Annotated in this window: 12 protein-coding genes and 1 tRNA gene; 10 read left to right on the forward strand and 3 right to left on the reverse strand. The window is 69.6% G+C overall.

Going from position 1 to position 14,500, the window contains the following annotated elements; genetic code table 11:
• Positions 1-473: SH3 domain-containing protein (locus ACFQ4O_RS09140; RefSeq protein WP_378775387.1), on the reverse strand; the 473-nt coding region annotated here is incomplete at its 3' end.
• Between the two features lie 82 nt (positions 474-555).
• On the reverse strand, positions 556-879 hold the full coding sequence (locus ACFQ4O_RS09145) for a DUF1476 domain-containing protein (protein WP_378775388.1): 324 nt from the start codon (positions 877-879) through the stop codon (positions 556-558).
• Positions 880-1,091: 212 nt separating this feature from the next.
• Between ACFQ4O_RS09145 and ftsH the strand changes: the two genes are divergently transcribed.
• The 6 genes from ftsH to serA all read left to right on the forward strand — a co-directional run bounded on the left by ftsH (position 1,092) and on the right by serA (position 9,434).
• Positions 1,092-3,002, forward strand: coding sequence for an ATP-dependent zinc metalloprotease FtsH (gene ftsH / locus ACFQ4O_RS09150; protein ID WP_378775389.1), 1,911 nt, complete (start codon positions 1,092-1,094; stop codon positions 3,000-3,002).
• A 182-nt stretch (positions 3,003-3,184) separates the two neighbouring features.
• Positions 3,185-4,531, forward strand: a complete 1,347-nt coding sequence (gene glmM, locus ACFQ4O_RS09155) for a phosphoglucosamine mutase (protein WP_378775390.1) — start codon at positions 3,185-3,187, stop codon at positions 4,529-4,531.
• A 250-nt stretch (positions 4,532-4,781) separates the two neighbouring features.
• Positions 4,782-5,543: an outer membrane protein gene (locus ACFQ4O_RS09160; protein WP_378775391.1), complete on the forward strand. Its 762-nt coding sequence runs from the start codon at positions 4,782-4,784 to the stop codon at positions 5,541-5,543.
• A gap of 167 nt (positions 5,544-5,710) precedes the next feature.
• Positions 5,711-6,880, forward strand: coding sequence for a phosphoserine transaminase (locus tag ACFQ4O_RS09165; RefSeq protein ID WP_378775392.1), 1,170 nt, complete (start codon positions 5,711-5,713; stop codon positions 6,878-6,880).
• Between the two features lie 183 nt (positions 6,881-7,063).
• Positions 7,064-7,810: an enhanced serine sensitivity protein SseB C-terminal domain-containing protein gene (locus tag ACFQ4O_RS09170; protein WP_378775393.1), complete on the forward strand. Its 747-nt coding sequence runs from the start codon at positions 7,064-7,066 to the stop codon at positions 7,808-7,810.
• A gap of 37 nt (positions 7,811-7,847) precedes the next feature.
• The gene (gene serA / locus ACFQ4O_RS09175) at positions 7,848-9,434 is read left to right on the forward strand and encodes a phosphoglycerate dehydrogenase (RefSeq protein ID WP_378775394.1); all 1,587 of its coding nucleotides are present in this window, start codon (positions 7,848-7,850) and stop codon (positions 9,432-9,434) included.
• A 740-nt stretch (positions 9,435-10,174) separates the two neighbouring features.
• Here serA and ACFQ4O_RS09180 read toward each other — a convergent pair.
• Entirely contained in the window at positions 10,175-12,007 is a 1,833-nt protein-coding gene (locus ACFQ4O_RS09180; RefSeq protein ID WP_378775395.1) for a monovalent cation:proton antiporter-2 (CPA2) family protein, read from the reverse strand.
• Between the two features lie 165 nt (positions 12,008-12,172).
• Here ACFQ4O_RS09180 and ACFQ4O_RS09185 point away from each other — a divergent pair.
• The 4 genes from ACFQ4O_RS09185 to ACFQ4O_RS09200 all read left to right on the forward strand — a co-directional run.
• A tRNA-Asp gene (locus ACFQ4O_RS09185) sits at positions 12,173-12,249 on the forward strand.
• A 424-nt stretch (positions 12,250-12,673) separates the two neighbouring features.
• Positions 12,674-12,892 (forward strand): hypothetical protein, encoded by a 219-nt coding sequence (locus tag ACFQ4O_RS09190; RefSeq protein WP_378775396.1) that lies wholly within the window; start codon positions 12,674-12,676, stop codon positions 12,890-12,892.
• A 113-nt stretch (positions 12,893-13,005) separates the two neighbouring features.
• Complete coding sequence (locus ACFQ4O_RS09195; RefSeq protein ID WP_378775397.1) at positions 13,006-13,737, forward strand: type 1 glutamine amidotransferase; 732 nt, start codon at positions 13,006-13,008, stop codon at positions 13,735-13,737.
• A 188-nt stretch (positions 13,738-13,925) separates the two neighbouring features.
• A partial coding sequence (locus ACFQ4O_RS09200) for a cell wall hydrolase (protein ID WP_378775398.1) occupies positions 13,926-14,500 on the forward strand: 575 nt, incomplete at its 3' end.

Genomic DNA, 14,500 nt, shown 5'->3' on the forward strand with positions numbered 1-14,500 from the left:
CCGGGCCTGTCCCATCCGGGTCGGCCGGGCCGGCCCCAATGGGGCGGACGGGGGCGGTGCGAGCCGTGCCAGCCCGGCCGGCCGGGGCGCACGCCCCACCAGCGGCCGCCCCAGTAGTAGTAGCCGTCGGAGAAGTACCACGGCCGGTCGTCCCAGTAGCCGCCGATCGACAGCCCGTAGGTGGGCTCCTCGATCTCCTCCACGATCACCCGCTCCCGCACGGCGCGGGACAGGTAGCTCGCGCTGGCGAAGCCGCTGCGGGCGCCGAGATCGACCTCGCACCAGGGGCCGTCGCAGCCGATGACCTCGACGCTGCGGCCGGCGGGAATGGTCCCGATCACGGCGTAGCCGGTTCCGGGGCCGGATCGCACGTTCAGGTTGGTGGTGGCGGTGGCGGGCGCCGCGAGCGCGCCTCCCGCCGACAGGACCAGCGCGGCGGCGGCCGCCAGCGCCGTCCTCATGCGGACCTTCATGGTCTGAAACTCCATCCTTCGAGCCGGCGCCTCAAACGCCGCGCGGGGACAATAACGCTTTCGCGAGCGGGCGGAATCCCGATCAGCGTTCGCTCTTCACCTGCTCCAGCGCCTCGGCGAGCAGCTCGTCCATGCGGGCGCGCACCTCCGCCACGCGGACGCGCAAACCCCCGCAGGCGAAGTCGCCGGCCACCTTCCGCAGCACGTCGCCGTCGCCCACCTCCTCGAAATCCGCCATCACCACCGTCTTGGCGTAGCGTTCGGCGTCCTCGCCCGTCTTGCCGAGCTGCTCCGCCGCCCACAGGCCGAGCAGCCGGTTGCGGCGGGCGTAGGCCCGGAACCGGATGGCGGCGTCATGCGCGAACAGGTTTTCGAACGCGCGTTCGCGTTCATCGAAGGTGGTCATGGCTGGTCCCTTGCGGCCTCCGCCGCTTTCCTTGATGTGCCCTCGCCGCAAGTAAGACCCCGCGATTGTGGCGAAGCAACGCGCGCAAGGCCCCGGAAGGCCCCTTCCTTCGTCGAGCGGCCGTCTTGGCAGAGCGCGCACCTGCGCTTACATTCGCGCAAGCGTCGCTGGACCTTGGGCTCCTCCGCCGCGATCGACGCGAAAGGCCCGAAATGAACCCGAATTTCCGGAACTTCGCCCTTTGGGTGATCATAGTTCTGCTGCTGCTCGCCCTGTTCACGCTGTTCCAGAACCCCGGACAGCGGTCCCAGCCCAACGACATCTCGTTCAGCCAGCTGCTGACCGAAGTGGACAACGGCCGGGTGCGCGGGGTTGTGATCGAAGGGCCGAACATTTCGGGCCAGTACACCGACGGCTCCCAGTTCCAGACCTACGCCCCGAGCGACCCGTCGCTGGTGAAGCGCCTCTATGACAAGGGCGTCTCCATCACCGCGCGTCCGCCCGGCGACAACATGCCGTGGGTGGTGGCGCTGCTGCTGCAGTGGCTGCCCTTCATCGCGCTGATCGCCGTCTGGGTGTTCCTGTCCCGGCAGATGCAGGGCGGCGCCGGCAAGGCCATGGGCTTCGGCAAGTCCAAGGCCAAGCTGCTGACCGAGGCCCACGGCCGCGTCACCTTCGACGACGTGGCGGGCGTGGACGAGGCCAAGGACGACCTGCAGGAGATCGTGGAGTTCCTGCGCGATCCGCAGAAGTTCCAGCGCCTCGGCGGCCGCATTCCCCGCGGCGTGCTGCTCGTCGGCCCTCCCGGCACCGGCAAGACGCTGATCGCCCGCGCGGTGGCCGGCGAAGCCAACGTGCCGTTCTTCACCATCTCGGGCTCGGACTTCGTGGAGATGTTCGTGGGCGTCGGCGCGAGCCGCGTGCGCGACATGTTCGAGCAGGCGAAGAAGAACGCGCCCTGCATCATCTTCATCGACGAGATCGACGCGGTCGGCCGCCATCGCGGCGCGGGCCTCGGCGGCGGCAATGACGAGCGCGAGCAGACGCTGAACCAGCTGCTCGTGGAGATGGACGGCTTCGAGGCCAACGAGGGCATCATCCTCATCGCCGCGACCAACCGTCCGGACGTGCTCGACCCCGCGCTGATGCGTCCGGGCCGGTTCGACCGTCAGGTGGTGGTGGCCAATCCCGACATCATCGGCCGCGAGAAGATCCTGAAGGTGCATGTGCGCAAGGTGCCGCTGGCGCCGGACGTGGACCTGAAGACCATCGCCCGCGGCACGCCCGGCTTCTCCGGCGCGGACCTGATGAACCTCGTCAACGAGGCCGCGCTGATGGCCGCGCGCCGCTCCAAGCGCATGGTGACGGCCGCCGAGTTCGACGCCGCCAAGGACAAGATCATGATGGGCGCCGAGCGCCGCATGGTGATGACCGACGAGGAGAAGCGGGTGACCGCCTATCACGAGGCCGGCCACGCCATCGTCGCGCTCTACACCCCGGCGAACGATCCGATCCACAAGGCGACGATCATTCCCCGCGGCCGCGCGCTCGGCATGGTGCAGTACCTGCCGGAGCGGGACCAGATCTCGATCTCGTACGAGCAGCTGACCTCGCGCCTCGCCATGGCCATGGGCGGTCGCGTCGCCGAGGAGATCTTCTTCGGCGAGGACAAGGTGACGGCGGGCGCCCAGTCGGACATCCAGATGGCGACCAACATCGCCCGCGGGATGGTGACGCGCTGGGGCTTCTCCAAGGAGCTCGGCACCGTGGCTTACGGCGAAAACCAGGACGAGGTGTTCCTCGGCATGTCGGTCGCCCGCCAGCAGAACGTCAGCGGCACGACGATGCTGAAGATCGACAACGAGATCAAACGCTTCATCGACGAGGGCTACGACACCGCCCGGCGCATCGTGACCGAGCATCGCGACCAGATGGACCAGCTCGCCAAGGCGCTGCTCGAATACGAGACGCTGACCGGCGAGGAGATCAAGGCGCTGCTCGACGGCCGTCCGCCGGTGCGCGACGCCGACGAGCCGCCGAGCCCGCGCGGCTCCGCGGTGCCGACCGCCGGCAAGCCCCGCCGCCGTCCCGATGGCGGGCTGGAGCCCCAGCCGCAGGCGTGAGCCGGCGCGACACGTGAGTTCAAAAGGGGCCGGGCGGCGACGTCCGGCCCCTTTTTTCATGTCCCGCGTCCGGGCGGCGGCGTAACGAACGCTCACGATTTTTGAACGTCGTCGCGTCATGCTCGCGCTATGACGGGATTAGGGTCGGCCTTCGCGCCGCCCGCGGGAGCAAGGAACGCTGCATGACGCGCAAGTACTTCGGCACGGACGGCATCCGCGGTCAGGCCAACAAGTTTCCGATCACGCCCGACTTCGCCATGAAGGTCGGCATGGCGGCGGGCATCGCCTTCCGCCGCGGCGATCACCGCCACCGGGTGGTGATCGGCAAGGACACCCGCCTGTCCGGCTACATGATCGAGAGCGCGCTGCAGGCGGGCTTCACCTCGGTCGGCGTGGACGTTCTGCTGCTCGGGCCGATGCCGACGCCGGCGGTGGCGCTGCTCACCCGCTCCATGCGCGCTGATCTCGGCGTGATGATCTCCGCCTCGCACAACCCCTTCTCCGACAACGGCATCAAGCTGTTCGCGCCCGACGGCTACAAGCTGTCGGACGAGGTGGAGGCGGAGATCGAGGCGCTGCTCGACAGCGATCTGGGCCCCAAGCTCGCCGACGCGCCCCAGCTCGGCCGCGCCAAGCGCATCGAGGGCGCGCAGGCCCGCTACATCGAGTTCGCCAAGCGCACGCTCACCCGCAACCTCTCGCTCGAGGGCCTGCGCGTGGTGGTCGATTGCGCCAACGGCGCCGCCTACAAGGTCGCGCCCGAGGCGCTGTGGGAGCTCGGCGCCGAGGTGGTGACGCTGGGCGTGGAGCCGAACGGCGTCAACATCAACAAGGACGTGGGCTCCACCGCCCCGAACGCGCTGATCGCCAAGGTGCGCGAGACCCGCGCCGACATCGGAATCGCGCTCGACGGCGACGCGGACCGCGTCATCATCGTGGACGAGAAGGGCCAGGTGGTGGACGGCGACCAGCTCATGGCCGTGGTCGCCTCGTCCTGGGCGGAGGAGGGGCGGCTGTCCGCGCCCGGCCTCGTCTCCACCGTGATGTCCAATCTCGGCCTCGAGCGCTACCTCGGCTCGCTCGGCCTGACGCTGGAGCGCACGCCGGTCGGCGACCGCTACGTGGTCGAGCGCATGCGGGCCAAGGGCTACAATCTCGGCGGCGAGCCGTCCGGCCACATCGTGCTGTCCGACTACGCCACCACCGGCGACGGGCTGGTGGCGGCGCTGCAGCTTCTGTCCGTGGTGCAGAAGGCGGAGCGGCCGGTCTCCGAGATCTGCCACTGTTTCGAGCCGCTGCCGCAGGTGATGAAGAACGTGCGCTACAAGGCCGGCCGTCCCCTGGACGACGCCGCGGTGCGGGCCGCGATCGCCAGCGCCACCGAGCGTCTCGGCCGCGCGGGCCGGCTCGTCATCCGCCCGTCCGGCACCGAGCCGGTGATCCGCGTGATGGCCGAGGGCGACGACCGCACGCTGGTGACGGACGTGGTGGACGGCGTGGTGGAGGTGATCACCAAGGCCGCGGCCTGAGGACGGGCGCCTGCGGCGGATCCCGCAAGCGGGCCCCGGGTCGCCTCCGAAGGTTCCGGACGGAATCGACGCCCTCGCGACAGATGTCGCGGGGGCGTTCTCGTTTTGAGACGATCGATCGATGAACAAACGTGGTTGAGATTTAAGGTTAAGCGGCTTTTAACGTTTCAAGGTCACAGTGCCAGTCGTGTGGTGAACACGATCGTGTCCGGCGCAGTCGCGTCCGGACGCCGAACAAGGAACTGGCGGTATGGCCAAATGGACGACCTACGCGCTCGCGGGCGCGCTTGCTGTCGCGCTCGCCCCGACTGTGGGTCGCGCGGCCGATCTTCCCGAACCCCCGCTGCTGGAGCCGATCGAGCCGGTTGAGTTCGGCTCCGCGTGGTACCTGCGCGGCGACGTGGGCTACAAGTTCTACCGCAACCCCTCGGCGCGGTTCCTCGATCCCGCCTACAAGGGCGTGGACCGCTACAAGCGCGAAGACCTCGACGAAGCCTTCATCTTCGGCGGCGGCGTCGGCTACAAGTTCAACGAGTGGTTCCGCACCGACGTGACGGTCGATTACGAGACCAAGGCGGACTTTGGCGGCAAGCTCGCCTGCATCGGCTGCGCCAGCAAGGGGCTCTACTCGGACGAGCGCGCCAAGATCTCGGCGCTCACCTTCCTCGCCAACGCTTACTTCGACATCGGCACCTGGCACGGCTTCACGCCTTATGTGGGCGCGGGCATCGGCACGGCGCGGGTCGATCTGGACGACTACCGCTACACCAACCCGAACGGCACCAAGGGCAAGTTCGGCGGCGACCACAAGTGGAACCTCGCCTGGGCGCTCATGGCGGGCGTGGGCTACGAGGTCAGCGACAACATCACCATCGACGCCAACTACCGCTACGTCGACCTCGGCGAAGCGCGCACCAAGCGCATTCCGGCGGTCAGCAGCGGCTACCGCGTCAAGGTCGAAGACATCGCCGCCCACGAAATCCGTCTCGGCGTGCGCTACACGCTCGACTGATCCGAACGTCCGGCTGGTCTTCAACGCGGCGGAGCGCAATGCTCCGCCGCGTTTTTATTTGGCCGACGCAAGCAAAAGCGGCTTGACGGCCCGCTCCGGAAAGACGTATCGAACGGGCGGGCCACCCCTCCCCAACGAGGGGCGTCCATCTGAAAGGATGGTTTGAGATGACCGATACGCCTTCCGTTCGCCCCGCGAACCCCAATTTCTCGTCCGGACCCACGACCAAGCGTCCCGGCTGGTCGCTCGAAGCTCTGGCCAACGCCGAGCTCGGCCGTTCGCACCGCTCCAAGGCCGGCAAGGCCAAGCTGAAGCATGCGATCGACCTGACCCGTGAGGTCCTGCGCGTTCCCGCAAGCCACCGCATCGCCATCGTTCCCGGCTCCGACACCGGCGCCGTCGAGATGGCCATGTGGTCCATGCTCGGCGCCCGCGGCGTCGAAGTGCTGGCCTGGGAGAGCTTCGGCGCCATCTGGGTGACCGACGCCGTCAAGCAGCTCCGCCTGCCGAACACCAAGGCCGTCGTCGCCGAGTTCGGCCAGCTGCCGGACCTCGCCGCGGTCGACTTCAACAACGACGTCGTCTTCACCTTCAACGGCACCACGGCCGGCGTCCGCGTTCCGAACCACGACTGGATCCCCGCCGACCGCGCGGGCCTCACCATCTGCGACGCGACCTCGGCCGCCTTCGCGATGGAGCTCGATTACGACAAGCTCGATGTGGTGACCTTCTCCTGGCAGAAGGTCATGGGCGGCGAAGCCGCGCACGGCATGCTGATCCTCGGCCCGCGCGCGGTCGAGCGGCTGGAGAGCTTCACGCCGGTGTTTCCGCTGCCGAAGCTGTTCCGCATGACCAAGAACGGCAAGCTGGACGAGGCGCTGTTCGAGGGCGAGACCATCAACACGCCCTCCATGCTCTGCGTCGAGGACTACATCGACACGCTCGAATGGGCGAAGTCGGTCGGCGGCCTGGACGGGCTGATCGCCCGCGCCGACGCCAGCGCCAAGGCGATCTACGACTATGTGGAGCGCACGCCCTGGCTGAAGGCGCTGCCCGTTGACGCGGCCACCCGCAGCAACACCGGCGTCTGCCTCACCTTCGCCGATCCGGCGCTCGCCTCCGCTCCGCGCGAGGTCCAGGCGGCCTTCGCCAAGGACTTCGTGGCGCTGCTGGAGACCAAGGGCGTCGCCTACGACTTCGGCTCCTACCGCGACGCCCCTCCCGGCCTGCGCGTGTGGTGCGGCGCGACGGTGGAGACCTCCGACGTCGAAGCGCTGCTGCCCTGGTTCGACTGGGCCTACGCGCAGCTCTCGCCGGCGCTCGCGAAAGCGGCCTGACGGAGCGCCGGCCGGCTCGTCCGCATGCGGACGGGCGGCGCCGGGGCGTGGTCTCGCGGCCAGGATGCTGGACGGTCGGCGCAAGTTGACCGCAGGTCCCTCACATTCGTCGCGCAGGCCTGCTAAAGGCAGGCGCGACGACGCCTCGCCGCGTCGCCTCCCGTCATCGCCGGAGCCCATTCCATGTTCACGCCCGAAAACGCTCTCGAACGCTCGCTCATCCGCGCGATCGAAGAGCCGGACCATCGCACCGCCTTCCTGAAGGAGTTTCTGGAGGCGGAGCTGTCCTTCGCGCTGATGGATCCGGGCGACGGCAAGGGCGGCGGTTACGCGGTGCCGGAGGTGACGCACGAGGATCTGAGCTTCGTGCCGATCTTCACCTCCGACGCCCGCGTGCAGGCCATGTTCCCGGACGAGAAGCTGCTGATCGTGCGTCAGAGCTTCAAGCAGATCGTCTCCCAGATCGAGGACGCCAACTTCGTCCTCAATCCGGGGTCGGAATACGGCCATGAGTTCATGGCCGAGGACGTGGCGGCCATGCTGGACGGCGACTTCGACCGCGCCAACGAAGGCTTCGACCTCGCCCCCGACCTCAAGGACGACGAGGACGAGGATCTGCCGACGGTGGTCGGCCGGCCGCAGACCTCCCGCGCCCATCTCACGGCGCCGCTCGCGGCGCTGTTCGCCGACCTGCCGGACGTGGAGGCCGCCCATCTGGCCGAAGCGACCATCGCCGACGAGGACGGCATCAAGCGCCTCGTTATCGGCCTCAAGGTGAACGGCGATCTCGACGCGGTGCTCGACCGCGTGGAGGAGGTGCTGGAGGCGGCCGCGCGCCCGACCGACACGATCGACTTCGTGCCGATCCCCGGCTCTCCGCTCGACGACTACTTCGAGCGGGACGCCGAACCTTTCTATCGGAAAACCTGAGCGGGCGAGGCCCGCGAACACGAGAGAGACTGAGCCCATGGCCCCCCGCGTCCTGATCTCCGACAAGCTGTCTCCGGCGGCGATCCAGATCTTCAGGGACAGGGGGGTCGAAGCGGACTTCCAGCCCGATCTCGGCAAGGACAAGGACCGGCTGGCCGCCGTCATCGGCGACTATGACGGCCTCGCCATCCGCTCGGCCACCAAGGTGACGCCGAAGATCCTGGCGAACGCGGCCCGGCTGAAGGTGATCGGCCGGGCGGGCATCGGCGTCGACAACGTCGACATCCCGGCCGCCACCGCCAAGGGCGTGATCGTGATGAACACGCCCTTCGGCAACTCCATCACCACCGCCGAGCACGCCATCGCGCTGATGTTCGCGGTGGCCCGGGAGATCCCCGCCGCCGACGCCTCCACCCAGGCCGGCAAGTGGGAGAAGAACCGCTTCATGGGCGTGGAGATCACCTCCAAGACGCTCGGGATCATCGGTTGCGGCAACATCGGCTCGATCGTCGCCGAGCGCGCCATCGGGCTTCGGATGCGCGTCATCGCCTTCGATCCGTTCCTGTCGCCGGAGCGCGCCCAGGACATCGGCGTCGAGAAGGTGGAGCTGGACGAGCTGTTCGCCCGCGCCGACTTCATCACCCTGCACACGCCCCTGACCGAGAAGACGCGCAACGTCATCGACCGGCAGGCGCTGTTCCGCATGAAGAAGGGCGTGCGCATCGTCAACTGCGCCCGCGGCGGCCTCGTGGACGAGGCGGCGCTGCGCGAGGCGCTGGACGCCGGCCATGTGGCGGGCGCGGGCTTCGACGTGTTCACCACCGAGCCCGCCACCGAGAACCCGCTGTTCGGCCATCCGGCCGTGGTGTGCACGCCCCATCTCGGCGCCGCGACCACGGAGGCGCAGGAGAACGTGGCCCTGCAGGTGGCCGAGCAGATGTCGGACTACCTGCTGCGCGGCGCGGTCTCGAACGCCGTCAACTCGCCCTCCATCACCGCCGAGGAGGCGCCCCGGCTGCGGCCCTTCGTGGCGCTCGCCGAAAAGCTCGGCTCCTTCGCCGGCCAGCTCACCGACAGCGGCGTGACCGCGGTCCGGATCGAATATGAGGGTCTTGTGGCGGGCATGAACACCCGCGCGCTCACCTCCGCCGCCGTCACCGGTCTGCTGAAGCCGCTGCTGGCGGACATCAACATGGTTTCGGCCCCGGTGATCGCCCGCGAGCGCGGCGTCGCGATCGAGGAGGTGCTGCGTGAGGACGCCGACACCTATGACAGCGTGATCCGGCTGAGCGTGACCACCGACGGCGTGACCCGCCACGTGGCCGGCACCGTGTTCGCCGACGGCAAGCCCCGCATCATCGACATCAAGGGCATCGAGATCGAGGCGGCCTTCGGCCCGTCGATGCTTTACGTCACCAACGAGGACAAGCCCGGCTACGTGGGCGCGCTCGGCGCCACGCTCGGCGCCGCCGGCGTCAACATCGCCACCTTCAACCTCGGCCGGGCCGCGGAAGGCGGCGACGCCATCGCCATCGTCCAGATCGACGGCGAGATCCCCGAGGCGGTGGTGGCCCGCGTGCAGGCGCTGGAGCACGTCAAGCAGGCCCGCGCGCTCCGGTTCTGAAAGGCGGTTCGGAACGGACCGCGACGCGTGACTGAAACTCACGTCATGCCCGCGCCTTCGCGGGTATCCACGACTTGCCTTTGGCTCAAACGTCGACGTCCAAGTCGTGGATGCCCGAGGCAAGCTCGGGCATGACGGCGAGCGCGAGGTTTTAGACGCCAGGGTCACGGGTGTTTAAGCGGCGCGCCCTCACGCGCCGCTTACGCCTGCGGGCGGGCTCCCCCTCACCCGCCGCTTCGCGTCGATCTCTCCCCGCCGGGGAGAGGTGAGGGCGGGCCTCCCAGCGCGATTTGGAACGGACGCCCCGAACCCGTTCCGGATTCCCCCAACCTGTTTCGGCCCCTTGAGCGCGCGGCCGCCGCCGCGTCACCTCTCCCCGGCGGGGAGAGGTCGGCCCGAAGGGCCGGGTGAGGGGGCTTTCGGCAAGCAGGACCTGTCAGACGACCCGCCACGCCATAGCGCGCGTGATGGTGTCCGCCGGGAGAGGTGAGGGCGGGCCTCCCCGCCTTATCCTGACCTGACCCCCCGGACCTGTTCGATTCCCCCAACCTGTTTCGGCCCCTTGAGCGCGCGGCCGCCGCCGCGTCACCTCTCCCCGGCGGGGAGAGGTCGGCCCGAAGGGCCGGGTGAGGGGGCTTTTCGTCCGGCAAAACCTGTCAGACGACCCGCCACGCCCGAGCGTGACGGGTCCCGCCGTCCGAGGCCCGCCAGAGCCCGCCGTCAGCCGGCCGCGCCTCCGTTCACGCGCCGCGCACGCCGGCGGGCGGGCGGCCGGGGAGGGCTTTGTCGTCGAACACCCGGCCCCGGCGCTTCGGCCGGGTCAGGGGGCTCGGCACCGGCGCGTTGCCGGTGAGCAGGTCGGTGCCGGAATAGATGTCGCCCGCCACCTGCAGCGCCAGCCGCTCATCGTCCTTGCGGCGGACGTCCTCCATCAGCTCCTCCGCCTCCTCCGGCGGCACGCCGAGCTCCTTCAGCGCCGCCTCGCCGAACCGCAGCGCGGATTCCACGGTCTCGCGCAGCTGGTAATCGACGCCGTTGCGGATCAGGTCGATGGCGTGGCCGCGGTCATAGGCGCGCACGAACAGCTTGGCGTTGGGGAACTCGTGCCGCACGAGATCGGCGATGCGGGTGACGTTGTCCCGCCCGTCGGCGCAGATCAGGATCGCCCGCGCCTCGCCCGCGCCCGAGGTGCGCAGCGTGTCGAGCCGCGTGCCGTCGCCGTAATAGACCTTGAAGCCGAAGTCCGACGCCGCCTCGATCATGTCGACGTTGTTCTCGAGGATCGACACGTCGAAGCCGCGGGCGAGCAGCGGCTGGCACACCATCTGCCCAAAGCGGCCGAAGCCGATCACCAGCACCGAGCCGGTGAGCCCGTCCGGCCGCTCCACGTCGGCGTCGCTGCGGTCGTCGGCGAGCGGCGGCATCAGGCGCTTCAGCGCGAGCGCCGTGAACGGCGTCAGCGCCATGGAGATGATGACGGCGGCGGTGAAGATGGCGTTCTCGCGCGCGTCCATCACGCCCGCGGAGGTCGCGGCGGAATAGAGCACGAAGGCGAATTCGCCGCCCTGCGCGAACAAGGCGGTGCGGTCGATCGCCTCCCGGTTGGTGGCGCCGGTGACGCGGGCGACCCCGTAGATGCCGATCGCCTTCACGATCACGAAGCCCGCCACCGCCAGCGCCACCACGCCCCAGTTCGCGGCGATGGTGGCGAGATCGAGCGACATGCCGACCGCGAGGAAGAACACGCCCAGCAGCACGCCGCGGAACGGCTCGATGTCCGCCTCGAGCTGGTGGCGGAAGGTGGATTCGGACAGCAGCACCCCGGCGAGGAAGGCGCCCATGGCCATGGAGAGCCCGCCGAGCTCCATCAGCAGCGCCGCGCCCAGCACCACCAGCAGCGCCGCCGCCGTCATCACCTCGCGGGCGTGGGAGCGCGCCAGCACCCTGAACATGGGGTTGAGCAGATAGCGCCCGGCGATCACGAGGCCCGCGACGGACGCGAGCGCCACGCCCACGCTGCGCCAGTCCGCGCCGCCATGGCTGTCGCCGCCCGGCGCGAGGAAGGCCACAGCGGCCAGCAGCGGCACGATGGCGAGATCCTCCAGCAGCAGGATCGCCACCGCCTTCTGGCCGACCGGGGTGGAGACGTCGCCGCGCTCCTCCAGCATCTGCATCACCACGGCGGTGGAGGACAGCACGAAGCCCATGCCCGCCACGAAGGCCACCGCGGGCGACAGCCCGGCCGCGATCCCGACGCCGGTCAGCAGCGCGCCGCAGACGGCCACCTGGCCGGCGCCGAGCCCGAAGATCAGCCGGCGCATGCTCCAGAGCCGCGCGGGCTGCATTTCGAGCCCGATGATGAACAGCAGCATGATGACGCCGAATTCGGCCACGTGCAGCACCGAGGCCGGATCGGGGAACAGGCCGAATCCGAACGGCCCGATCACGAGGCCCGCGGCGAAATAGCCGAGCACGGAGCCAAGCCCAAGCCGCCGGAAGATCGGCACGGCGATGACGCCGGCCCCCAGCAGCGCCACCACCTGAATCAGTTGGTTTCCGTCGCCCGCCGCCATCGACCGCCCTCTGTTCCGCGTCTTGTGTTCGGGTGATAGCGCACGGACGCCGCGCTGCGCAAAGAGGCTTGTCCACAGGCGCGTGACAGAGCGATGTCGGCCCGCTTGACAGCGCTCCGGCCGTCCCGTACCAAGCGCCCACCAGACGGGGCCACGCCCCGCTGCGGGGGTGTAGCTCAGTCGGTTAGAGCGCCGGCCTGTCACGCCGGAGGCCGCGGGTTCGAGTCCCGTCACTCCCGCCATGGTGTTATTGAGGTTGGACAGAGCCTCAAGCGTTGGGTCTCAGACGTCTTCGACCCGCAGGTTCAGACTTTCTCCCTTACACATTGTCATAGCGCCGCTTGGTTCGACCGGCTTTTGGTCCACGCGCGCTTGGCGGCCGCGTTCGTTGCGCGCCCTGCGCAGGGCGACGTGGCTCCGCCAAGCGTCTTGCGCGAATAGGTCTTTGGCGAAGCGCGCGACGCCGGTTGGCTTGAGCGATGCGCGGCGCGGGGGTCCGTTTGCGCCGTGCGGAAGCGAACGCTCGGATGCGTTCAGGCTCCAGCCGTCGCAGCGTGGATGTGTGGCGCGGGGACGGGGTTCCGGCCCTGGTTGCGCGCTTCCGCCGACTCACTTCCCCGTATGCGGATGCGCGGTCGTCTGCTTCCCCTTCGCATTCTCGGCGGGATGCTGTCCCTCATCGGGGGCGCGCTTCTCGGCGCGATGGTCTGGATCTCCACCTGGTCGCGGGACGCCTCCGGCGCCTTCGTGACGGACGGCCTGCCGGGCTACCGCTTCCTGCCCGAGATCCTCGCCCGGCTGGGCGCGGTCGGCGGCGGGGCGCTTTGCGTCGGGATCGTGATGCTTCTGGTTGTGGCGATCCTCGCCCGGCGCGCCCGGTTGTGAGGTCTTTTGCGGTTTTCGTCCGCCTGTTTTGTGGGCGTCCGTCAGATTCGCGTTGAAGCGGCGACGCGGGGGCTTGAAGATGCGCGCGAACGCGCCCGCCGGAGAGCCACGCCGTGAAGATCATCGTGTTTCAGCATCTCGCCGTGGAGCATCCCGGCGTGTTCCGGGAGTTCTGGGCCGAGGCCGGCCATGACTGGCGCGCGGTGGAGCTCGACGAGGGCGAGCCGATCCCCGACCTCGACGGCTACGACCTGATGGCGGTCATGGGCGGCCCCATGGACGTGTGGCAGGAGGCGGAGCATCCGTGGCTCGTGGCCGAGAAGGCGGCGATCGCGGGCTGGGTGCGGTCCGGGCGGCCCTATCTCGGCGTCTGCCTCGGCCACCAGCTGCTCGCCTCCGCGCTCGGCGGCGAGGTGGGGCTGATGGCCCGGCCGGAGGTCGGGATCACCACCGTCGAGCTGACGCCGGAGGGCGCGGCGGATCCGGTCTTCGCCGGGCTCGGCCCCCGCATCGAAACCCTGCAGTGGCACGGCGCGGAGGTGGCGCGGCCGCCCGAGGGCGCGGTGGCGCTGGCCGGCAACGCCGCCTGTCCGGTGCAGGCCCTGCGCTGGGGCGAGCGCGCCTATGGCGTCCAGTTCCATCTGGAGATCACCGACACCACCGTGGACGAGTGGGCCGCCATTCCGGAATATGCGGCGAGCCTCAGGGCCGCGCTCGGCGAGGAGGGCGCGCGGGCGCTCGAGGACGAGACCCGGCGCAAGCTGCCGGATTTTCGCGCCGTGGCCGCCCGGTTCGACCGCAACGTGGCCGCGCTGATCGCCGCGTCGACCGCGCCCATTCGTTAAACCTTTGATCACGTCCGGGCGCTATTCTGGCGTTTGAGGACGGGGCGTCGCCCGGCGGCGACAGTCGCCCGGCGAAAGCTTGTGGGTTGCGTATGCGTATGGCGTTGTCGAGGACGGCGAAGCTCGTCGCCGCGTTGGTGTTGCCGCTTGTGGCCGCGGCCTGCGGGCACTCGCCCAAGATCAGCAAGGTGAGCCTGAGCGCGCGGGAGTGCATGGCCCGCGTGATGTATTTCGAATCCAACCGCTCCAGCGACGACGGCATGCTGGCGGTCGGCACGGTGGTGATGAACCGCGTGCACTCCGGGCGCTATCCGCGCACGGTCTGCGGCGTCATCGGCCAGCCGAACCAGTTCGCGCCCGGCGTGCTGACCCGGCCCATGACCGACAGCGGCCGGCCGCGCGCCTACCGCATGGCGGACGCGGTGCTCTCCGGCGCCCGCAATCCGCGCGTCGGCTCCAAGTCCATGTTCTTCCACACCGCCGGCTACAAGTTCCCGTACCGGAACATGCATTACGTGGCGATCGCCGGCGGCAACGCCTTCTACGAGAAGCGCCGTCCGGGCCCGGGCGTGATGATCGCGAGCCAGGAGGCGATCGCGGCGAGCGAGAGCGTGCGCATGGCCTCGCTCGCGCCGAGCCGCCCGGTCTACGTGGCGCGTCACGACGCGTCGGCGGAGGCGGCGGAGCGCCATGCGGTGGAGCGGCACATGGCCGACCGCCGCGCGCGTGAGGAGCGCGCCGAGACCCGCGTGGCCGCGCTGCC

The organism is Methylopila musalis (genome assembly GCF_042679725.1).
GTDB classification, from domain to species: domain Bacteria; phylum Pseudomonadota; class Alphaproteobacteria; order Rhizobiales; family Methylopilaceae; genus Methylopila; species Methylopila musalis.